This is a genomic window from Paenibacillus cookii (assembly GCF_018333375.1).
Lineage (GTDB): Bacteria > Bacillota > Bacilli > Paenibacillales > Paenibacillaceae > Paenibacillus_AQ > Paenibacillus_AQ cookii.
On record NZ_BORW01000003.1, the window covers coordinates 1 to 22,819 of the forward strand.

The window sequence follows — 22,819 nt, forward strand, 5'->3', positions numbered from 1 at the left end:
TGGGAAGACTATCCACTTCCATTTTACCAAACGGAAAGGTGTTTTTCTGTCAAGAACGAGATTTTTCAATAAGAAATCCTAGTCATATCAAGGCTTAACACTAATTTTCAAGGTGCGAAAGTTGAGTTATTAACATATGTATCTTTCTTAAACAAGGTCCTTCGGCGAAGGCACAAAAAGAACCGCCCGGCGCTTATTCGGGCACCGGGCGTCGTCAACGCGAATTTATGGGATGTAGAGAATCTGTCCTTCCTCGACGGTCTGTTCGGACAGACGGTTATACAGCAAAATTTCGCGCGCGGTGAGCTGGTAGCGGCTGGCGATCGTCTCCAGCGTTTCTTCCCGCTGCACGATGCAAAGGCGCACCTTGCGGAACTGGTTTTTCTCGGTGCTGCTGCCGAGAAAGAGATTCTGCCACTGAATATCATCGCTCACGGACGACTCGCGTTCCGCCTCCTCCGCTTTCGGCTCTTCCGGGGCGGCCTGCTGCTCCTGCTGATTCTGGGAGCGGCTGGAGGATAGCAACGAGGAAAATCCGATCGCTTCTTTTTCGCCGGACTCCGCTTCCTTCTTGCTGCCGAGCGCGACCCGCATTTCCCGCTCATCCGGCGCTTCTTCCTGCGCAACCGACTCGCTATGGAAAGCGCTGAACGGGAAGGCAGGCTCAAACGGCTGATCCTGACCCACGGAAGTCAGGTAGAGATCCTTTTCCGTATCCTCATCCGCTTGGATCGCCGTTTTTTCGGGATGCAGCAGTTCCGACTCGTCTTCATGCTCGAAATGCCAAACGTTCGGCTGGTTTTTGCCCTTTCCGCCGCGCTCCCCGGATTCCTTGTCCGTATGTAACGCGGCAAGCGCAGGTTCTTCTTCCGTCTGCGCCACCTCTTCGGAAGGACGCTTAACGGCTGCCGGTTCGTTTTCAGCCGCCTCCGCTTCGGCATCGCCGGGGCTTCCCGCAGCCTTCGGAGCGGCAGCGAATCCTTCCGTCGCAAATGCCTCCGCATCCTGTTCGTCCGCGGCTGCTTCATCGTGCGGTTCCCTGGTCTTCGCTTCATCGGCATCAAGCTCCCCTTCCTCCAAAAAAGCGGCAAGCACCGGATCCTCCGCGGGATCCTCGGACGCATGTACAACGGTAAATTCATCGGCATTCCATGAAGATTCCGGTTCGCTCGCCGCGGTCTCGATCCCGCGAAGCGAAAGGACGCCGGTAATGTTCATGCTTCGTTTGGACAAAAGATCCACGTCGAAGTTTTCGATTTCGACCGATATTTCGTCCAGCGAAGTGACGCGGTTCGCAGGGACCGTAATCTCCACGGGAATGAAATGCTCAAGCCGCTGCGTCCCGTCTTCCTCCCCGTCCCCCCGGTACAAGCCGGTAAGCAGCAGGTGGCCGCGCAGCGCGACCTGCTCATCCTGGCTGATGACCTGGATATTGGGCAGGAGCTCCACTTCTTCCAGCTCGGCAATGCCCGGCAATTCTTCCGTCAAATGAATCCGTTCATAAATATCAAAACGCAAACCGTAGGACTGGTCAAACACTAGAATCATGTCCTCCTTTCGGCATATTTCTAACCGCGAGCCTGCTCACGGCATGAGCCCCAAAAATCGTTACTCATTTTATCTATATGCTCCAAACAGGAGGGCATTCCATTTTTGCGCGCGTCCGGCGGTTTGCGCCGACATTTTATATTGTGGGGCTCAACAGCTTTTGCTCGAGCTGCCGGATATCGCTTGGCCAAGGATCGGCGACTTCGATGCGCTCGCCCGTAAACGGATGCGTAAAGGCAAGCCGGTCCCCGTGAAGCGCCTGCCGTCCGATGAGCGCGGTGCTGCCCCCATACAGCGCATCGCCGAGCAGGGGGTGTCCCAGATGGCTCAGATGCACCCGGATTTGGTGCGTGCGGCCCGTCTCCAGCTCCAAATGGACCAGCGAAGCGTTCCGGTACACCCTGCCCAAGCGCACGCGGGTCACGGCGTGTTGGCCCGTTGGCGATACGCGTCTGCGCTGCTTGTGATGGCGGTCCTTGCCGATCGGCAAATCGATCACATGCAAATCGGCGGGCACCGCCCCGTGCACGAATGCCGCGTAGCTGCGGGCGATGCGCTTATGGCGCATATCTTCGTCCAATTTAAGCTGGGCCCAATCGTTTTTGGCATACAGCACCGGACCTGACGTGTATTGGTCCAGCCTGTGAATATGACGGACGGCAATCTCTGCGCCCTGCATCTCGTAATGGGCGGCGACGGCATGATCGAGCGTCGGCTCCGATTCGCCCTTTCGACCGTCCGGGTGAATATTCATGCCCGCCGGCTTATGGACGACCAGGCAAAAGTCGTCCTCGTAGAGCACTCCCAAATCCTGCCATACGGGTTCGATGCCAGCCGTACTAACGGGAAAGAGGGCCAGCCGCAGCCGGTCCCCCCTCCATTCGATTCCACGGTTCGCTTGCAGCTGCCGGAACAGCTTTTCCGGCATCCCCAGCGTTTCGAGCAGCCAACGGGCGGTCGCTTCATTCCGGTCCGCCGCCCCGGTCAGGACTTTCCCCGGGGTCAGCTCCAGCCACTCGCCGCGGCGCCTCCACGCTGTCACAGGTTTTTCAGGGCATTGTAGTTGGCGGCGATGGTTGCATCGATATCCTCGACGCTGTGGGCCGCCGACACGAACATGCCCTCGAACTGGGAAGGAGCCACGCTGATGCCTTCCTCCACGAGATTGCCGAAATATTTCGTGAAACGCTGGATGTCGCTTGCTTTGGCCGTATCGTAGTTCACGACGGGTCCTTCCGTGAAGAACGGGCATACCATCGAGCCGACCCGGTTCAACGTGACCGGAACACCCAGCTCCTTGGCGTTTGCCTCGAACCCGGCCGCAAGCCGCGCCGCGCGTTCCTCGAGCTGGTCGTAAACCGCAGGCGTCAACAGCTTCAGCGTGGTGTAACCGGCCACCATCGCCAACGGATTGCCGCTGAGCGTTCCCGCTTGGTAGATCGGCCCGGACGGAGCGACCTGCTCCATGATTTCGCGTTTGCCGCCGTAAGCGCCGACAGGCAGTCCGCCGCCGATGACTTTGCCGAGGCAGGTCAGGTCAGGCGTAATGCCGAACAACCCTTGCGCGCAGTTGATGTGCACGCGGAAGCCCGTCATGACTTCGTCGAAGATCAGCAGGCTGCCGTAACGGGTCGTAATGTCGCGGAGTCCTTGCAGGAAGCCCGGAAGCGGAGGCACGACCCCCATGTTGCCGGCAATCGGCTCGACGATGACGCAGGCGATTTCCTCGCCGAAACGTTCAAAAGCCACCTTTACCGACTCCAGATCGTTATAAGGGACGGTAATGGTGTTCGTTGCCACGCTTTCCGGCACGCCGGGGCTGTCGGGCAGGCCGAGCGTCGCTACGCCCGAACCCGCTTTGATCAGCAAGCTGTCGGCGTGGCCGTGATAGGAGCCTTCGAACTTCACGATTTTGCCGCGCCCCGTATATCCGCGGGCAAGCCGGATCGCGCTCATCGTCGCTTCGGTGCCGGAGTTGACCATCCGCACGACGTCGATCGACGGAACGCGCTCGCATACCAGCTTGGCCATTTCCGTTTCGATCAGCGTCGGAGCGCCGAAGCTGGTGCCTTTCGCCGCCGTTTCCTGGATGGCCGAAATGACTTCGGGATGGGCATGCCCCATAATGAGAGGACCCCAAGAGCCGACATAATCGATAAAGCTGTTGCCGTCGATATCGTAAATCCGCGAGCCTTGGGCATGGTCCACGTAAATCGGCGTCAGGCCCACCGATTTGAATGCCCGCACGGGGCTGTTCACCCCGCCGGGAAGATACTGTTTGGCTTCTTCAAACGCAGTGCGGGAAGCCTCTTCTTTCCGTCTACCAGTCATACTCATGAAAGTCACTCCCGTTTCTTAAGTAATTAGCGCTCCTGCATCCAGCGGGCAACGTCTTTGGCGAAATACGTAATAATGATGTCGGCGCCGGCGCGTTTCATGCCGGTCAGCATTTCCTCGACGATCGCCTTTTCGCTGATCCAGCCTTGAAGCGCGGCGGCTTTCACCATGGAATATTCTCCGCTCACGTTGTAAGCGACCAGAGGCAGATCAAACTGGTCCTTCAGCGTCCGAATGACGTCCATGTAAGCAAGCGCCGGTTTGACCATCAGCATGTCCGCGCCCTCCAGCACGTCCGTTTCGGCTTCGCGCAGCGCTTCGCGGGCGTTGGCCGGGTCCATCTGGTACGTTTTGCGGTCCCCGAACTGCGGGGCTGAATCCGCCGCTTCCCGGAACGGTCCGTAGAAGGCGGAAGCGTATTTGACCGAATAAGACATGATCGGCACATGCTCGAATCCGGCTTCGTCCAGTCCGGCGCGGATCGCCTGCACGAATCCGTCCATCATGTTCGACGGGGCGATGATGTCCGCGCCCGCTTTCGCCTGGGATACGGCGGTTTTCGTAAGCAGTTCGAGCGATTCGTCATTCATCACGTCGCCGTGGACTTTCCCGTCCACTTCGAACGTATGAACCATGCCGCAATGGCCGTGGTCGGTAAATTCGCATAGGCAGGTATCCGCTACGACAAGCAGATCGGGATACCACGATTTGATCAGACGGGTCGCTTCCTGCACGATGCCGTCTTCCACGAACGCCGACGTGCCCACGCTGTCCTTCGTCTCCGGAATGCCGAATAAAAGCACGGCCGGAATGCCGAGAGACACGATTTCATCCACTTCGGCCTTCAGCATGTCCAGCGAAAAATGGTAAATCCCCGGCATGGAGGAAATTTCGTTTTTCACTCCTTGGCCGTATGTGACGAAGATCGGCATGATCAAATCGTTGACGTTCAGCACGGTTTCGCGTACCAGGTTGCGCATGCCTGCGGATTGGCGCAGACGGCGGTGTCTTACTATCGGAAAACTCATGATTCATGACCTCCTGTGTCGTTTATTCTTGAAGTTTATTGCGCTTGCTCATGCGAAGCGTTCAGGTATGAGCAAAGCGATTCGAGCAGACCGTCGATCGTCGCCTGTTCGGCTACGACGCTGACGCGCAGCCCTGCTTCGGCGGCCGTCTTGGCCGTGATTTCCCCAATGCAGGCAGCCTCCGCCTTGTTCAGCAGCCGAACCGGATCCTGTACGCCCATCTGCTTCAGCTTGGCGATCAGATTCGTTACGGTCGAGGAGCTGGTAAAGGTCACCACGTGAATGGCCCCTTCCTCAAGCAGCTTCAGGAGCTCCCCGTCCTCATCTTGGCTCATGACGGTCTGGTAAGTATCTATGGCGGTAACCTCAAGCCCCATTTCGGCCAGCTTCCCGGGCAGCCAGGCCCGCGCCAAGTCCCCGCGCGGCAGCAGCACCCGCTCCCCCGGCTGCAAACGGCTGCCGAGGGTTTCGATCAAACCTTCGGCCTGAAAGCGCCCGGGAAGTTCTACCGGAACGAGCCCGCGCTGCTTCAGCGCATCGGCCGTCGCCGGCCCGACCGCGGCGATTTGCGCCCGGTGCAGTTCCCGGATATCCCGGCCTTGCTCCTGCAGATGGCGGTAGAAATATTCGACGCCGTTCACGCTCGTAAAAAATACCCAGTCGTAACTTCCGAGCCGGGAGAGGGCGTCCCGAATCTCATCCAGCCGTTTCGGATCGTCCGGATACGCCGTTTCGATGACCGGAAACTCGTACGATTCGCCGCCGAGTTCGTCGATGCGTTCCGACAGCCTGGAGGCCTGGGATCTGGCGCGGGTGACGAGGATCCGTTTGCCGAAAAGCGGAAGAAACTCCGCCCATTTCAGCTGCTCCCGCTGCAGGACGACATCGCCGACGACGATCACGGCCGGCGGCTGGAAGCCGGCTTCGCGCACCCGCTGCTCGATATCCGCAAGCGTCCCGGTCAGCGTCTCCTGCTCGGCTCGCGTCCCCCATCGCACCAAGGCTACCGGCGTGCTGCCCGGCCGCCCGTGCCGCATGAGCTGATCCGCGATATAGCCGATTTTGGACACGCCCATCATAAATACGAGCGTCCCCGTCGCATGGGTGACCCGCTCCCAATCGATCATGCGGTCCAGCTTGTCCGGGCTTTCATGGCCGGTAATGATCGACAGCGACGAAGCCATTTCCCTGTGGGTGACGGGGATGCCGGCATAAGCGGGAACGCTGATGGCAGCGGTGACGCCGGGCACGATTTCGTAAGGTATTCCGTTTTTTTTCAGCAGTCCGGCTTCTTCCCCGACGCGTCCGAAAATCGTCGGATCGCCGCCTTTGAGCCGGACGACCGTCTGGCCTTCTTTCGCCAAATCCACCAGCAGCTGGTTGATTTCTTCCTGTTTCATCGTATGCCGGTCCGGCAGCTTGCCGACGTATATTTTCCTCGTTCCCGGCTTTACGGCCCCCAGCAGCTGCGGGGCGGCGAGACGGTCATAGACAACCACATCCGCTTTTTGCAGGCACTCCAGCCCTTTTACCGTAATCAGCTTGGCGTGGCCGGGGCCTGCACCAACCAGATATACTTTTCCCGCCATCTCCTCATCCCCTTATTCCCTGGCTTGTTCGAGAATTTTCTCTGCTCCCCGCTCAATCAGCTTCCGCGCTACGTCTTCCCCAAGCTGCAGCGGATCGGTGTCGGACATCGTTTCCTTCAGGATGACGTCTCCTTCCGGGGATCCGACCATACCCGTCAATTGTATAACGTTTGGTCCGGCAGGGGAATCACCTTCCGGCGCCTTGGCCAATACGGCATACGCTCCGATCGGAACCTGGCAGCCGCCGTTCAGGACGCCCAAAAATTTGCGTTCCGCCGCGACCGTCAGCTCGGATTCCTTGTCGTTGTACAGGGCCAGCAGCTTCAGCAGCTCTTCGTCATCCCCGCGGCATTCGATGCCGAGCGCACCCTGCCCGACCGCAGGCAAGCAGGTTTCAACCGGGATATAGGCAGTAATGCGGTCCTCCCAACCCATCCGGTGCAAACCGGCCGCCGCCAGCAAGATCGCCTGGAACCCTTCCGTCTCCAGCTTCTTCAGCCGGGAATCGATATTGCCCCGCACCGGCTCAAGCGTCAAGTCCGGACGGTATGCCTTAAGCTGGCTCGAGCGGCGGAGGCTGCTTGTTCCGACCTTTGCGCCCTGCGGCAGCTCGTCGATGTTTTTGCCGTCCAGCGTAATGAGGCAGTCGCGCGGATCCACGCGGCGCGGTACGGCGCCGTTGACCAGCCCTTCCGGCAAGACGGAAGGCATGTCCTTCATGCTGTGGACCGCCATGTCGATTTCGCCGTCCAGCATCGCCTGCTCGATTTCCTTGACGAACAGTCCTTTGCCCCCGACTTTGGACAGCGTGACGTCCAAAATGCGGTCGCCTTTCGTTACGATTTTTTTTACCTCGAAATCAAATTCGAAGCCATGCTCCTTGCATAGCCGTTTCAGGTCGTCGATCACCTGTCCCGTTTGTGTCAGTGCCAGCGCACTTTGTCTGCTGCCTACTACGATTGTCCGCATTCCTATTCCTCCTGGTTGTCGTGGATCCACTGCCTGATCCTCTCCGCGCTCCACAGGCCGAAACCATCCTGCCGCAGGGATTCAAGCATCTCAGGTCCGCCAGCCTTTTTTAACAGCTTTTGCCGTGCTGCCGGATCGCAAACCTGTTCCTTGACCGTTTTTCGTATTTCATATAAGCAATCGAGATATGTTTCGTATTCTGTTCCGAATTCCTGCTCAAGCCTTTTCCGGATCGCGCTTGCGGCATACGGCCCGGCTCCCGAAGCCGAGACGGCGATGACAAGCCGCCCCCGCCGAAGCACGCTCGGATGGATGAAGTTCCCCGCTTCCGGACGGTCGGTGACGTTGGCCAAAATCCCCCTGGCCCTCGCTTCCTCCGCCACGCGGCGGTTCACTTCGGGATCGTCGGCGGCGGCATGGGCCATAAACGCCCCCGCCAGATCTCCCGCCTCGTATCCCCGGGGAATCCATTCCAGCTCCCCTTGCTCATGATGCCGCCGCAAAACCGGCGTCACCTCCGGGCTGACGACCTTCACCTGCGCCGAGCAGGCGAGCAGTTCGCCCACCTTTCTTTCGGCGACGCGCCCGCCGCCAACCACCACGCAGACCCGGCCCCAGCAATCGAGCATGACCGGCATGTACGTTTTCACGTCAGCTTCACTCCCCGCCCCAGCGATGGAAATCAGACCATGAATTCAACACGAAAATGATGATGATAAATACGTACCCCGCCAAAAGCCATTTGGCCATCAGCGTGCCCGTATGCTGCTGCGAACGTTTTTTGAACAGGTAAAAATAATAGAACGAAAGTCCCGCCAGCGTCGCAAGCACCTTCAAATCCAACAGCAAATTGATCCTTCCCTCCGAAACGACCGACAGCACCGCCACGATAAACGAAACCGTCAGCACGGGCGTGCCGACAAACGCAAGCAAGTAGGCGTATTTGTCGAGCATTTCGAGGCTGGGGAGACGCCGGACCGCGTCCGTCCATTTCTTTCCTTTCAATTTTCGGTGAAGGAAAAGATACATCAGCGCAAACACGGCCGCGATGGTGTATACAACGAAGCTGAGATTGGCGAGCGTGATGTGAAGGATCAGCAGCCCGTGCACGGTTTCCCAATGCTTAAGCGGGTTGTTCCCGGGCGAAAACCACAGCCGGTTCAGCACCTGCACGCCAAAACCGATGATCCCCAGCAGCAAAACGGCAAATTCCGCCCGCTGCAGCAAGTTCATGATCAAAGCGGCGACCACAAGGCTGAACGCAAGCAGAAGCAAAAAATCGAACGGCGTAAAAATCGGAAGCGCATGTTCCTCGAAAGCACGAACAAACAACGCTCCCGCCTGCAAAACGCCGACAACGGCAAGAAGCCCTGTACCCATCCGCTTCGCGGCCCGATTGCGTCGAATGCAATCCGAGATAAAAAACAGAAGGCTCAGGGCATAAATATAAATTGCTGCATCATAAAATCCAGTGAGCATGTCCACTCCCCCTGACACCCGGTTATAGGCCAGCTGGCGTCAGCGTTCCTTTAATGGCAAACGGTTTGTGTTCATGCTTTTCTCTGCTGTAATCGTTTGTTGTTCCGGGCTTGTTCTGAAGGCCTTCCTTCGTTTGTCCGGCATCGTCAAGCTCGTTTTCGAGCGCGAAAATTTGCGTGAAATACTCCAGCGCCTCGTTTCCGTTTTTCCCTGCCGTCATTTCCTTGATCCGGTTGATCGGGTCGTGCATCATCTGGTTGACGATGCTTTTGGTCAGACGGTGGATCACCTTGCGCTGGCGCTCATCCAGCTCCGGCAGCTTGTTGAACAAGCTTTGGAGCGTTTCTTCGTGAATCGCCGAAGATTTTTCCTGCAAGGCCCGAATCACCGGTCTTACGCCCAGCGTTTTCAGCCATTGCTGGAATTCGTCCATCTCATGGCGGATCATCACTTCGATTTTGGCCGCTTCGGCCTTCCGCATTTCCAGGTTGCTTTCCACGATCCCTTCCAGGTCGTCGATATCATACAGGAAGACATTGTCAAGATCGGCAATCGCCGGATCAATGTCCCGCGGAACCGCGATATCGATAATGAACAACGGTCGGGACTGGCGTTTTTTCATGCTTTCGCTGACCTGCGCGCGATCCAGGACGTAATCCTTGGCTCCCGTAGAGCTGATCAGGATATCGACCTCCTGCAGCCGCCCCAAAGCCTGCTCCATCGTGCACGGCGTTCCCTTGAACTTGCTGGCGAGTTCCTCCGCCCGGGCAAGCGTGCGATTGGCGACGATGACCTCTTCCGCTCCGTTCGCGTACAGATGTTTCACCGTAAGTTCGCTCATTTTCCCGGCCCCGAGGATCATGACTTTTTTGTCGTCGAACATGCCAAAAATCCGTTTGCCCAGCTCTACGGCCGCATAGCTGACGGAAACGGCGCTTTCCCCGATGGAGGTTTCGGAATGCGCTCTTTTGCCCAGCGTGACCGCCTGCTTGAAGAGCATGTTAAACCATGTGCCCGTCGCTTTCTCCTGCTGGCTGAGCAAAAACGCCGAACGGACCTGGCCCAAAATTTGCGTTTCGCCAATCACCATCGAGTCCAGTCCGCAGGTCACGCGGAACAGATGCGAGATGGCCTGTTCATCTTCATATATATATAAATGCCGGGTAAATTCCTCGCGCGGAATGTCGAACCACTGCTCCATGAAACTGCGGATAAAATGTCCGCACATGTGCAGGCGGTCCACCACGACATATATTTCGGTACGGTTGCACGTAGCAACGATGACGCCTTCCATGACGCTTTTCGTCTGCATAAGCTGGCTGAGCGCTTCCGGCAGTTCGTTCGGTTCGAACGTGAAACGTTCCCTCACTTCTACAGGCGCTGTACGATAGTTCAATCCGACAACGACGATATGCATTAACATGTTCACCTGCCTAAGCTTTCGTTTCAAACACCAAATTTTGCGCAGGTCAGGCCATAAAATCCCTTCGAAACCCGCGCAAACCGTTTAAATCATCAGCAATCCAATGTTGCTGTTTTTGTCGAGTTGCTATATTAAGTATAGCACAGTTGTCTAGTGCCCCTGCATCATTTTATGAAATGTTTATGAAAATGCACGGCGTAACCCTAAAGCATTTTACTATCTTGCCAAAAACTGCACGGGATTATACGACAAGCCCTTTATTTCCCGTCGATCAGGTCGGCGAGCTGTTTGCCCGCTTTCTTCAGATCGTCGTTTTTCGAGGAAATGACTTGCCCGCCGTCGCTCAGCAGCTGCTGATAGGACTGGACCGCTCCCGAAAAAATCCCGCTGTATTCCTTAAGCAGCTCCTTCTCCTCTTCCCGCAGCGGCCGGTTGCCTCCGATCTGCCAGGACGTGATGGCGTCCACAAGGCCGCCAATGGCCGGGAACGCGTAAAGACGGTCCTTGCCGACCGCGTTGACAAGCCTGTCATGGGTAAAGGCAGCCGAATAAGCCGCCAGCTTCAGCGCGTTCAGGTCGTTCGTACCGCCGCTGTCCGCGGCGTCCAAAAGCGAAGTGTTCAGGACCTGCATCTGAAACAGCGCCACCTCGTACAGCATTCGCTCCGCATCCGCATGTTCCGTTTGCGGCCGCATCATCCGGTAACCCTGAATCACAAGAACCAGGAGCAGCAGCGCCGTCAGGCCCATAAACAACAAATCCCTTGCATTCCGTCTTCTCATTGGTCGCAAAGCCCCCTTAAAGCATCATATGAAGCTTGTTCCATACTTTAAAGTATATTGGGGACGCGCAAAACAAATAACCATGGAGGACGGCTCCATGGTTATGATCATTATCGTTCGGTAGCGCAGCGGCCTGTTACACCAGCTCGGCTTGTTTGAATTCCGGCGTTTCCACCTTCAATTCGCCCAGACCGCGCACAAGCTTTTTCGCATACGTTTTTTCGGGCTTCAATACGGATACCAGGTAATCGATTGCCAATTGCGGATCGACGGTTTCGCCACAGGTGTAGCAATCGATCGCTGCAAATCCTCTCTCGGGGTACGTATGAATCGAGAGGTGGCTTTCTGACAGCAAAACAAGCACTGTCGCTCCTTGAGGCTCAAACTGCTTGGATTGTACCGACATCACGGTCGCGCCGCATGTTTCCGCAGCTTCAACCAGCTGGGCTTGCAAAAACTCTGCGTCGTTCAGCATGTCGAAGTCGACTCCCCAAGTATCAACAGCAACGTGTCTTCCGAAAGTTGAATATTCCATCTTCCGGTTTCCCCCTTCCTAGGAATAAAATGTTTGAAAATTTCATCCGCTAGGACCTACGTCATTCACTTCCCGAGGGAATAATCTCTCGCAACATTCAATGTCCTGAGTGAATCCTGGTTCCTAATATATTCTTTTCAACGAGATTAAAAATAACATCTCTCCGGGCGAATTGCAATACTTTTTTTCGCTCCAGAACGTTTTATTTTTTCCTTATTTTTCAAGGGTAATACCGGACAATCCTTTCACTCTCCCGCCCGGCGCAAACCAGAATCAAAACCAAAAAAAGAACCCCTTCTTATGCGAAAGGGTTCCCGGTTTCTGTGTATGGGATCAAGCTTCTAATGCAAACCATTTTGCGGCTCCGAGCCGCAGCTTTTCGTCGATGCGGGCGATCTCCTCGCCTGTCTCCGCCTTGTTCCGTTGATCCAGCCAGTAATCGATGTCCTGATACAGCCGCGTAATTTCCTGCTCGACATCGTTCAGCTGATACACCCGCTGCAGTTCGCCTGCGGTATGTTTGTATTCATACACCAGCTTGCGATGGGAAGCGGTCACTTCCTCGATCTTGCGGACGGAACCCTGTTCATAATAATACATCATTGTGAATCCTCTATAAATCCGGTTGACGATGCCGCTCCCTTTGCATGAGGTGAACAGCTTGCGCACCAGGTTCGTCAAACGGGGATTCACCAAGCGGCATGACAGCACGCAGAAGTACAGGCCATTCTTACTTTCGAGAGGGAAATGAACCTCCTCGCCGCTTTCGTCCACCAGCACGATTTCTTGTCCTCCGCTGCCGAGCACTTTCACGATGGCGTGCATGTGGCAACATTCAGCCGAACGCATAAACTGGTTCAATTGAAGCTCCGTCATTTGCAGAGTGGCTTTGACATACTCCGTGGCTAACCGCTGAGCCATAAAAATCTCCTCAATTCTTTGTCAACGACCATAGAATCCTTCAAATCGAAATGAACGGAGGATTCCATAATCCGAACAAAAATTTCCGTCAAAAACGGCTTCCGTCATGGTTTCGAATCCCGGAATTTTTTCCGTCGAATCCATTCCTTAGTATTATTATACAGCACATCGCAAAACGATTGCTTGCAGGCGGAACCATGAATTTTCTTCATATTTCATTAAAAAACGGATTAAACCGGATTTTTGGGCAGACTTTTTACGGGATGCTCACTTTCCTGCCGGATAAGGTCCCAATCCCTACGCCATGCGCCTAAAATATCTGGTTTAACCCGCTTTCGCATTTTCCGTTATTCGGAAGTTTCCTCCGTTTTCGGCGCCTCGGCTTTTTCTTGCCCCAGGCCGGCCGCGGATGCAATATGCGCCCACAACTCGTCCCGTCCGACTCCCGTTTCCGATGAAAACATGATAAAGGCATCCGTTTTGCGCAGCAACAACGCGTCTTTCATTTGTTTCACATGTTTTTGCCAGCGCGTTTTCGGGATTTTGTCGGCCTTTGTGGCGACGACGCAGACCGGAATGTCATAATGCTTAAGCCAGTCGTACATCAGCTCGTCGTCCTTGGTCGGCGGATGGCGGAGATCCACCACAAGCAGCGCCAGCTTCAGCGTCTCCCGCTCAAGCAAATACTTTTCGATCATTTTCCCCCATACCTGCCGCTGGGTTTTCGAGACCTTGGCGTACCCGTAACCCGGGAAATCGACGAAATACAGTTCCTCGTTGATGCGGTAATAGTTTAAATGCTGGGTTTTGCCCGGGGTCGAGCTTGTTCTGGCCAAATTTTTGCGGTTGATCATGCGGTTGATCAATGAAGACTTGCCTACATTGGAACGCCCTGCCAGAGCAATCTCCGGCAAGGCGTCCACTGGATATTGGTCAGGGCCGACGGCACTGATCACAAATTCAGCTTGGGTTACTTTCATCGTATATTAGTTCCTCTCTAATGCACTTCCGTCTGCTCCACGAGCGCATGTTTCAGCACTTGGTCCATATGGGACACGGGAACGAACTCCACTTCGTCGCGGACGCTTTCCGGAATATCGCGAAGATCCCGTTCGTTGTCTTTCGGGAGCAGTATTTTTTTGTAGCCGGCGCGGTGCGCGGCAAGCGATTTCTCCTTCAGCCCGCCGATCGGAAGCACCCGGCCGCGCAGCGTGATTTCTCCGGTCATGGCCACATGCTTGGAAACATGTTTTTTGGTAAGAGCCGAAATGAGGGCGGTCGCGATCGTAATGCCGGCTGACGGGCCGTCTTTCGGGATGGCTCCTTCAGGAATGTGAATGTGAATGTCGTTTTTCTCATGGAAGTCGGGGTCGATCCCGAGCTCCGCCGCCTTGCTGCGCGTGTAGCTGAATGCAGCCTGGGCCGATTCCTTCATCACGTCGCCGAGTTTGCCCGTAAGCGTCAGCTTGCCGGAACCCGGCACCACCGTGACCTCGATCACCAGCGTATCGCCGCCCACCTCGGTCCAAGCAAGTCCGGTGACGGCGCCGATCTGGTCTTCCAGGTCGGCTACGCCGTGGCGGAACTTCGGTGCGCCAAGGTATTCCTTGACATCGTCCGCCCCGATCGTTATCGCATCCGATTCGCCCGACACGATTTTTTTGGCCGCTTTCCGGCAAAGGGCTGCCACTTGCTGCTCCAAGTTGCGGACGCCCGATTCGCGGGTATACTCCCTGACGACTTTCAGCAGCGCATCTTCGCCGATTTGCAGCTGCTCATCCTGCAAGCCGTGCTCCTTCTTTTGCTTCGGCAGCAGGTACCGTTTGGCGATCTGCAATTTTTCAAGCTCGGTATACCCCGGAATGTTCAGCACTTCCATCCGGTCGAGCAGCGGCCGCGGAATGTTGTGAATCGCGTTGGCGGTCGTAATGAACATCACCTGCGACAGGTCGAAAGGAATTTCGATGAAATGGTCGCTGAACGTGTTGTTTTGTTCCGGATCCAGCACCTCCAGCAGCGCGGCCGAAGGGTCTCCCCGGAAATCGGACGCCATCTTGTCGATTTCATCCAGCAAAAAGACCGGATTCAACGCGCCTGCCGTTTTCATTCCTTGGATGATCCGCCCCGGCATGGCGCCGACATAAGTCCGGCGATGGCCGCGGATCTCCGCTTCGTCGCGGACGCCGCCCAGCGAGATGCGGACGAACTTCCGATTCAGCGATCTGGCGATGGAACGGGCAAGCGACGTTTTGCCGACGCCCGGAGGACCCACCAAGCAAAGGATCGGCCCTTTCATTTTTTTCACCAGCTGCTGCACGGCCAAATATTCGAGCACCCGCTCCTTTGGCTTATCCAGGCTGTAATGGTCTTCGTTCAGCACCTGCTCCGCTTTATGGATATCGAGATCGTCTTCGGTTTTGGTGCTCCAAGGGAGCGCCAGCAGCCAATCGACGTAGTTGCGGATGACGCCGCCTTCGGCCGAGCTAGCGGGCATTTTCTCCAGCCGGTCGATTTCCTTCTCGACCTTCTCTTTCACCCGCTCGGGAAGCTCCTGCTTCGCCATCTGCTCGCGCAGCTCCTCGACTTCTCCGGCGCGCCCTTCCTTTTCGCCGAGCTCCTTCTGGATCGCCTTCATCTGCTCGCGCAAATAATATTCCTTTTGGGTCTTTTCCATCTGCTTTTTGACCCGCTGATTGATCTTGCGTTCGAGCTCCAGCACTTCCCGCTCGTTGTTCAGGATATCCAGCAGCTTTTCAAGCCGTTTCCCGACGTCGATCGTCTCCAGAATTTCCTGTTTGTCCTTGATCTTCAGCGACAGATGGCTGGTAATCACGTCGGCGAGACGTCCCGGCTCCTCGATATCGCTTACGGCGGCAAGCGTCTCGGGCGTCACCTTTTTCGATAAATTGATATAATGCTCGAATTGGCTCAGGACGGTGCGCATCAAAGCATCCACTTCCGGATTGCCGCTTTCTTCCTCATGCAGCTCCCGCGCAAGGACCTCGTAATATTCCTCGTTGTCGGTATACTGTATAATTTCGGCGCGCTCCATGCCTTCCACAAGGACACGGATCGTGCCGTTCGGGAGCTTGAGCATTTGTCTCACATTGGCAACCGTGCCGATGCGAAAAATATCGTCATGCGTTGGTTCTTCTATGTTCACCTCGGACTGAGAACAAAGGAGAATCAAGTTATCGTCCACCATCGCTTTTTCCAGAGCCTTGACCGATTTCTCCCGGCCTACATCGAGATGCAGTACCATGCTCGGGTAGACCAGAAGGCCACGCAAAGGCAATAACGGAAAACGGCGGCCTTTCGCTTTACTAAGCCCCATTTGCTTTTGCACCTCCAGCCGTTCTCAGGTTATACACATCCGGTTTTATTTTAGCAAATGTTCACAGAAAACACCAATCATTCGGCATGTTTAACAGCTGCCCGCATCGCTGATTTGTCCCTGACGGCCCGGCTTGGCCTGCAAAAACGACGCGGCGGGGGCTTGCGGGAAAATTTCGGGGGATGCGCTTTTTTCCAAGGCTTCGGCCGGCTCTTCCTGCGCCTGCGCGGTTGCTTCGGCAGCCGCCGGCTTCAGTTCCGTGCCGAATACGTGGAGGAACACTTCTTGTACGTTTTCGACCGGGATGACGCGATAGTCTTCCAGATCTTCAAACAGCGTCTGCCAGTTTTCTTTCGGTATGATGACGGTCGTCGCCCCGGCCTGGAACGCCGCTTCGACTTTGGCGATGACGCCGCCGATCGGTTTGACCCGGCCGTGGATGCTGATTTCTCCGGTCATGGCGACCCGGTTGTCGACCGGCACGCCTTTGATCGCCGACATGATGGCCGTAGCCATGGCGATCCCCGCGGACGGCCCGTCGATCGGCGTGCCGCCCGGGAAGTTGATGTGCAAGTCGTAGTCGCTTGGTCTCAGCCCCATCGAACGAAGCACGGTCAGCACGTTTTCGACCGAACCTTTGGCCATGCTCTTCCGGCGCAGCGTGCGGGAATTGCTCCCGATCTCCTCTTCCTCGACGACGCCGGTAATATTGTACGTGCCTTTTCCCGGAGTAACCGGCACGGCGGTCACTTCGATTTCAAGCAGCGCCCCCATGTTCGGGCCGTATACGGCAAGGCCGTTAACGAGGCCGACCTGCGGCCGGTCGGGCACTTTGCGGTCCGGACGCGGCTGAAGCTGGCTGCTGCTGGCTACCCACTCGACATCGGAAGCGGCCAGCGAATCCCTTTTTTCGGTCAGGGCAAGGCCGGCGGCAAGCTGTATGATATTGACGGCTTCGCGGCCGTTCGTAGCGTACTGCTTCACGACTTCGACCGCCTCCGGGCAAGGCTTGAGCCCGATTTTCTGAATGGCGTCCTCCGCGATCCGTCCGATTTCGTCCGGCAGCAGCGGACGGAAATAAATTTCCATGCAGCGCGAGCGAAGCGCCGGCGGGAGTTCATGCGGAGAGCGCGTCGTTGCGCCCACGAGACGGAAATCGGCAGGAAGCCCGTTTTGGAAAATGTCGTGGACATACGCAGGCGTATTGCTGTCCTCCGAATTGTAGTATGCGCTCTCGAGCAGCACTTTACGGTCCTCGAGGACTTTTAACAACTTATTCATTTGGATCGGATGCAATTCCCCGATTTCGTCGACGAACAAAATCCCGCCATGGGCTTTCGTGACGGCTCCAGGTTTCGGCTGCGGAATGCCCGCCACCCCCATCGAGCCGGCCCCTTGGTATATCGGATCATGCACGGAACCGATCAAAGGATCGGCAATGCCCCGCTCGTCAAAGCGGGCCGTCGTCGCATCGATTTCCGTGAATTTGGCGTCGGCTTTAAAAGGCGATGCCGGATTGCGTTTCGCTTCTTCCATCACGACGCGCGCGGCGGCGGTTTTGCCGACCCCCGGCGGTCCATATATAATGACATGCTGCGGATTGCCGCTGCACAGGGCGGCTTTTAGTGCGCGCAAACCGTCCTTTTGCCCGACGATGTCCTGAAGCGACTGCGGTCTCGTTTTTTCGGCCAGCGGTTTCGTCAGCGAGATGGAACGCAGCTTCCGCAGCTTATCCATTTCTTTGCGGGATTCCCGGTCGACGGCGGTGCGGTTGGTCTTTTGTCCGCGCAGCAAATTCCAAAAATAGATGCCGATGATGACGGCAAAGAAAAATTGAACCAACATCATGATCATGCTTAAATTCATGTCCAAAACCCTCCCGTTTCTCTTCCATGGCCAGATTCCCCATCTTTTTTGTTCCTACGGGTTGGCCTGATACATGGTAGTATAGCCGTTTCACACCTGCGTAAACGCAAATCGGGCGGATTTATGGGGATATTTTTATATTCTCGCAAAATGTCCGCAAAAAAAAGCCGCATGCCTTTTCGAAAAAGGCCATGCGGCTTCCTGGGTTTATCTTTAATGCTTGCGTCCCGGAATTTTTCCGGTTTCCTCGTATACTCTTACGATTTCGTCGATCTCTTTCTTCAATTCGTCCACCATTTCCGCTTCCGGAACTTTGCGGATCATTTCCCCGTAGCGGAATAGGAGTCCTTCCCCGCGCCCGCCGGCGATGCCGATGTCCGCCTCGCGCGCTTCCCCCGGACCGTTTACCGCGCAGCCGAGCACCGAAACTTTGATCGGCACTTTCAGCTTCGAAATGTAAGCCTCGACTTCGTTGGCGATCGAAAACAGATCGATGTCGAGTCTGCCGCAGGTCGGGCAGGAAACGAGCGTCGCCGCATTGGAGATGAGACCGAACGCTTTAAGCAGCTCCCGGGCGACTTTTATTTCCTCGACGGGGTCTGCGCTAAGCGAAATGCGGATCGTGCTGCCGATCCCCATCGCCAGGAGCGCGCCGAGGCCGGCCGAGCTTTTGATCGTACCGGAGAACAACGTTCCCGATTCGGTGATGCCCAGATGCAGCGGATACGGAATGACTTCCGCCGCCCGGCGGTAAGCCTCGATCGCCATCGGCACGTCGGATGCCTTCAGCGAAACGATGATGTCGTGGAAATCGAGCTCCTCCAAAATTTGAATATGGTACAAGGCGCTTTCCACCATCGCTTCCGGCGTCGGGTAGCCGTATTTCTCCAGCAGATGGCTTTCGAGCGAGCCGGCGTTGACGCCGATGCGGATCGGGATGCCGCGCTCCTTGCACGCCTTCACCACCGCTTCGACTTTGTCGCGGCTGCCGATGTTGCCCGGATTGATCCGGACTTTGTCGATGCCGTTTTCGATCGCTTTAAGCGCGAGCTGGTAGTTAAAATGAATATCCGCGACAAGCGGGATATGAATCCGTTTTTTGATTTCCTTGATCGCTTCGGCAGCTTCGTTATTGTTGACCGTCACGCGCACGAGCTGGCAGCCGGCTTCCTCCAGGCGGAGAATTTCGGCAACCGTCGCTTCGACGTTTGCGGTTTTGGTGGTGCACATGCTTTGAATGACGACTTCATTGCTGCCGCCGATCGTCAAATTACCGACTTTTACGGGTCTTGTATCTTGTCTCAAAAACATGGTTTGTTCTCTCCCATAACGCCAAGACTCCACCCCTGCCCCTTTGGCGTTGGCAGCCTAAGGGGCGGAAGTGGAGAACCGGCAATGAATTTCGGAAAACGGTGCGTTGCAGCCCTGCGGGCTTAGGCGCTTTCCTCTTGTTTATTCTCTTTCTTGCTGAGCAGTTCAGGCACGATTTTTTCCTTCACGACCTGCTCCGTAATGACGCAGTCTTTGATATCGTCGCGGGAAGGAACCTCGTACATGACGTCCAGCATGATGCCTTCGATGATCGCTCGGAGGCCGCGGGCGCCGGTATTGCGCTTGATCGCTTCCCTGGCGATGGCTTCGAGGGCTTCCGGCTCAAAGGTCAGCTTGACGTTATCCATTTCAAGCAGCTTTTGGTACTGCTTCGTCAGCGCGTTTTTCGGCTCGGAAAGGATGCGCACGAGCGTCTTTTCATCCAGCGGCTCCAGCGTGGAGATGACGGGAAGACGTCCGACGAATTCCGGAATGAGGCCGAATTTCAGCAGGTCTTCCGGAAGCACCAGGCCGAGGTATTCCCCGGGTTTCAGGTCCTTCTGGTTTTCGCCCATCGCATTGAAGCCGATGACTTTTTTGCCGATCCGGCGTTTGATCATTTGCTCCAGGCCGTCAAAGGCACCGCCGCAGATGAACAAAATGTTCGTCGTATCGATTTGGATGAATTCCTGATGCGGATGCTTGCGTCCTCCTTGCGGCGGAACGGAAGCGACCGTGCCTTCAAGAATTTTGAGGAGGGCCTGCTGCACGCCTTCTCCGGAAACGTCGCGCGTAATCGAAGGATTCTCGGATTTGCGGGCGACTTTATCGATTTCATCAATATAAATAATGCCACGTTCGGCTTTTTCCACGTCGTAATCCGCAGCTTGGATCAGCTTCAGCAAAATGTTCTCCACGTCTTCGCCGACATAACCGGCTTCCGTCAGAGACGTCGCGTCCGCGATCGCAAACGGCACGTTCAAAATTTTGGCCATCGTCTGCGCAAGCAGCGTTTTACCGGAACCGGTAGGACCAAGCAGGAGAATGTTGCTCTTTTGCAGCTCGACGTCCTCGATTTTGCTGCCGGTATTGATCCGTTTGTAGTGGTTATAAACGGCAACGGACAGCGACTTTTTCGCTTGTTCCTGGCCGATGACGTATTGGTCGAGGATATCGCAAATTTCCTTCGGTTTCGGAATGTCCTTCAAATCCAGCTCTTCGTCATGACCGAGCTCCTCTTCCACGATCTCCGTGCACAGCTCGATGCATTCGTCGCATATATAAACACCGGGTCCCGCAACAAGTTTGCGGACTTGTTCCTGGGATTTCCCGCAAAAAGAGCATTTCAGCTGCCCTTTTTCATCGTTAAATTTAAACATGTAAACACCCCTTTAAGATTTAATCGGTGAAGTGAGAACCTCGTCGACGATACCGTACGCTTTCGCTTCCTCCGCGCTCATGAAAAAGTCACGATCCGTGTCGCGTTCAATTTTTTCAAGGGGCTGACCTGTGCGTTCCACGTATATTTGATTGAGCTTTTGTCTCGTTTTAATGATCCAGCTCGCGTGAATCTGGATGTCGGCTGCCTGCCCTTGAACTCCGCCCAGCGGCTGGTGAATCATCACTTCGCTGTTGGCCAAAGCATAACGTTTGCCCGGCGCACCCGCTGTCAGCAGAAGGGAGCCCATGCTCGCCGCCATGCCTACGCAGATGGTGGATACGTCAGGTTTAATGTATTGCATCGTATCGTATATACCCATCCCTGCAGTAACCGAACCACCGGGAGAATTGATATACAAATGGATATCCTTCTCAGGATCTTCGGCAGCAAGGAACAATAGCTGTGCTATGACGAGATTGGCTACATCATCGTCGATCGCATTGCTGAGGAAAATGATGCGGTCCTTCAGCAATCTGGAGTAAATATCGTAAGATCTCTCGCCCCGACTGGTTTGCTCTACAACCATAGGTATCAGACTCATGTGTCCAACCTCTTTTCCGTTTAAAGATGTAATGCGTGCATCCATTCAGGCTTACAGCATTATTCTAACATGTTCAAAGCTTGATGTCATTTTTCACTTTATAACCCGCAGTACAGTGTATGAACCCGTTCAGGAAAAATAGCCCTTCCAAAGGTTTTGACGCTTGTATGTATCAGGATGTTGCATGATCCGCCTCCATGCATCTCCTCATAATTCCGGCCGAAGAGTGAATAATATCCATTTTATACATCGTTTATGAATAAAATGGATAATCCTAGTTAAAAATAAGGCACGCAATGGAATATACGTGCCTTATCTCTATGGATCCATCCGAAAGCGTATCGACAAGATGTCATGCCTTCAGATAGGTTATGCTCTTTGCGGAAATTATTCTGCTTTTTCTTCAGCAGGCGCTTCGCTTGCTTCGACTTCCTTGCTGTTTTCAACGAGGAGGTCCACCGTTTTGCGAAGCGAAATTTCTTCACGCAGGCTGCCCAGCGTTCCGTTTGCCGTCAAAATGTTGCGGATTTCGTCGGCGGAACGTTTGTAGGCTTCAGCCATCGTTTCGAGTTCTTTATTGATGTCTTCTTCGGTCACTTCGATGTTCTCTTCTTTGGCGATTTGCTCGAGAACGAGGTTGTTGCGAACGCGTTTTTCGGCGTCGTCCTTCATTTGCTCTTGCAGATCGGCCGTTGTTTGGCCGGAGAAGCTCAGGAACATTTCAAGGTTCATGCCTTGGCTGCGGAGACGGTTGTCAAAATCGCGCATCATGTTTTGAATTTCGCTGTCGATCATCGCTTGCGGAATGTCCACTTCGGCGTTTTCGGAAACTTTGTCTACGACTGCAGCTTCTTTTTTGCCTTTAGCTTCTTGTTCCTTGCGGGAAAGAAGTTCTTTTTTCAGATCTTCTTTGTATTCGTTCAGCGTTTCGAATTCACTGACGTCTTTGGCAAATTCGTCGTCCAGCTCAGGCAGCTGTTTGCGTTTGATTTCGTGAACTTTCACTTTGAACACGGCTTGTTTGCCGGCCAGTTCTTCCGCATGGTAGGTTTCAGGGAACGTGACTTCAACGTCCTTGAAGTCGCCCGTTGCCATGCCGACAACCTGCTCTTCGAATCCAGGAATGAACGTGCCGCTTCCAAGCTCGAGGGAATAACGTTCTGCTTTGCCGCCTTCGAACGGATTGCCGTCCACGTAACCGTCAAAGTCGATAACGGCGATGTCGCCGTTTTGAGCCGCGCCTTCGTCGATCACGACGAGTTCCGCATGACGCTCTTGCAGGCGTTTCAATTCTTCGTTCACTTCTTCGTCGGTTACTTCGACTTTTTCCACAGGCACTTCTACGCCTTTGTATGCGCCAAGCGTAACTTCAGGTTTAACCGTTACTTTGGCTTTGAACTTGAAGGCTTGTCCTTTGGCGAATTGGTCGATTTCGACTTCAGGGCGGTCTACAGGGAAGATGTCCGTTTCGTTAACGGCTTCCGTGTAAACTTCCGGAAGAAGGATGTCGATGGCGTCTTGGTACAAAGCTTCCACGCCGTAGCGCGCTTCGAAAATCGGGCGCGGCACTTTGCCTTTGCGGAATCCAGGCACGCTCGCTTTTTTGACTACTTTATTAAAGGCTTTGTCAAGAGCCTCGGATACGCGTTCCGCTTCGACTTCGACTTCAAGAACGCCAAGGTTCTTCTCTATTTTTTCCCAGGTTGCTTTCATTT

General features: G+C 55.1%; 19 protein-coding genes. All 19 read right to left on the bottom strand.

Annotation, left to right across the window (positions count from 1 at the left end):
* Nucleotides 1–225: 225 nt before the first annotated feature.
* Nucleotides 226–1,548 carry a LysM peptidoglycan-binding domain-containing protein gene (locus KI367_RS04645; RefSeq protein ID WP_246536635.1) on the bottom strand — a complete coding sequence of 441 codons (1,323 nt, stop codon included), beginning with the start codon at nt 1,546–1,548 and terminating at the stop codon, nt 226–228.
* A gap of 136 nt (nt 1,549–1,684) precedes the next feature.
* Nucleotides 1,685–2,590, bottom strand: coding sequence for an RluA family pseudouridine synthase (locus tag KI367_RS04650; protein ID WP_212947979.1), 906 nt, complete (start codon nt 2,588–2,590; stop codon nt 1,685–1,687).
* Nucleotides 2,587–3,885: a glutamate-1-semialdehyde 2,1-aminomutase gene (gene hemL, locus KI367_RS04655; protein ID WP_036712997.1), complete on the bottom strand. Its 1,299-nt coding sequence runs from the start codon at nt 3,883–3,885 to the stop codon at nt 2,587–2,589. Before hemL ends, KI367_RS04650 begins: the two co-directional genes overlap by 4 nt.
* Before the next feature lie 26 nt (nt 3,886–3,911).
* On the bottom strand, nt 3,912–4,913 hold the full coding sequence (gene hemB, locus KI367_RS04660) for a porphobilinogen synthase (protein WP_036712994.1): 1,002 nt from the start codon (nt 4,911–4,913) through the stop codon (nt 3,912–3,914).
* 35 nt (nt 4,914–4,948) lie between these two features.
* Nucleotides 4,949–6,502, bottom strand: coding sequence for a uroporphyrinogen-III C-methyltransferase (gene cobA / locus KI367_RS04665; RefSeq protein ID WP_212947981.1), 1,554 nt, complete (start codon nt 6,500–6,502; stop codon nt 4,949–4,951).
* A 12-nt stretch (nt 6,503–6,514) separates the two neighbouring features.
* On the bottom strand, nt 6,515–7,471 hold the full coding sequence (gene hemC, locus KI367_RS04670) for a hydroxymethylbilane synthase (RefSeq protein ID WP_212947983.1): 957 nt from the start codon (nt 7,469–7,471) through the stop codon (nt 6,515–6,517).
* A gap of 2 nt (nt 7,472–7,473) precedes the next feature.
* Entirely contained in the window at nt 7,474–8,121 is a 648-nt protein-coding gene (locus tag KI367_RS04675) for a precorrin-2 dehydrogenase/sirohydrochlorin ferrochelatase family protein (protein WP_246536637.1), read from the bottom strand.
* A 7-nt stretch (nt 8,122–8,128) separates the two neighbouring features.
* The gene (ccsA, locus tag KI367_RS04680; protein WP_212947992.1) at nt 8,129–8,950 is read right to left on the bottom strand and encodes a cytochrome c biogenesis protein CcsA; all 822 of its coding nucleotides are present in this window, start codon (nt 8,948–8,950) and stop codon (nt 8,129–8,131) included.
* 22 nt (nt 8,951–8,972) lie between these two features.
* The gene (gene hemA, locus KI367_RS04685; protein ID WP_212947994.1) at nt 8,973–10,367 is read right to left on the bottom strand and encodes a glutamyl-tRNA reductase; all 1,395 of its coding nucleotides are present in this window, start codon (nt 10,365–10,367) and stop codon (nt 8,973–8,975) included.
* A 263-nt stretch (nt 10,368–10,630) separates the two neighbouring features.
* Entirely contained in the window at nt 10,631–11,155 is a 525-nt protein-coding gene (locus KI367_RS04690) for an S-adenosylmethionine decarboxylase (RefSeq protein WP_212947996.1), read from the bottom strand.
* A 136-nt stretch (nt 11,156–11,291) separates the two neighbouring features.
* A complete protein-coding gene (gene speD / locus KI367_RS04695) occupies nt 11,292–11,690 on the bottom strand; it encodes an adenosylmethionine decarboxylase (RefSeq protein ID WP_036712991.1) in 399 nt (132 codons plus the stop codon).
* Nucleotides 11,691–12,023: 333 nt separating this feature from the next.
* Nucleotides 12,024–12,611 (bottom strand): non-ribosomal peptide synthetase module, encoded by a 588-nt coding sequence (locus KI367_RS04700; protein WP_212947998.1) that lies wholly within the window; start codon nt 12,609–12,611, stop codon nt 12,024–12,026.
* Between the two features lie 347 nt (nt 12,612–12,958).
* Nucleotides 12,959–13,591: a ribosome biogenesis GTP-binding protein YihA/YsxC gene (yihA, locus tag KI367_RS04705; protein WP_036712987.1), complete on the bottom strand. Its 633-nt coding sequence runs from the start codon at nt 13,589–13,591 to the stop codon at nt 12,959–12,961.
* A gap of 17 nt (nt 13,592–13,608) precedes the next feature.
* Nucleotides 13,609–15,945, bottom strand: a complete 2,337-nt coding sequence (lon, locus tag KI367_RS04710; RefSeq protein WP_212948000.1) for an endopeptidase La — start codon at nt 15,943–15,945, stop codon at nt 13,609–13,611.
* A 90-nt stretch (nt 15,946–16,035) separates the two neighbouring features.
* Entirely contained in the window at nt 16,036–17,811 is a 1,776-nt protein-coding gene (gene lonB, locus KI367_RS04715; protein WP_212948002.1) for an ATP-dependent protease LonB, read from the bottom strand.
* Between the two features lie 213 nt (nt 17,812–18,024).
* Complete coding sequence (gene ispG / locus KI367_RS04720) at nt 18,025–19,122, bottom strand: flavodoxin-dependent (E)-4-hydroxy-3-methylbut-2-enyl-diphosphate synthase (protein ID WP_036712981.1); 1,098 nt, start codon at nt 19,120–19,122, stop codon at nt 18,025–18,027.
* A 122-nt stretch (nt 19,123–19,244) separates the two neighbouring features.
* On the bottom strand, nt 19,245–20,501 hold the full coding sequence (gene clpX, locus KI367_RS04725; RefSeq protein WP_160045113.1) for an ATP-dependent protease ATP-binding subunit ClpX: 1,257 nt from the start codon (nt 20,499–20,501) through the stop codon (nt 19,245–19,247).
* Between the two features lie 12 nt (nt 20,502–20,513).
* Entirely contained in the window at nt 20,514–21,104 is a 591-nt protein-coding gene (clpP, locus tag KI367_RS04730; protein ID WP_036712979.1) for an ATP-dependent Clp endopeptidase proteolytic subunit ClpP, read from the bottom strand.
* Nucleotides 21,105–21,491: 387 nt separating this feature from the next.
* On the bottom strand, nt 21,492–22,817 hold the full coding sequence (gene tig / locus KI367_RS04735) for a trigger factor (protein ID WP_036712978.1): 1,326 nt from the start codon (nt 22,815–22,817) through the stop codon (nt 21,492–21,494).
* Between the last annotated feature and the right edge of the window lie 2 nt (nt 22,818–22,819).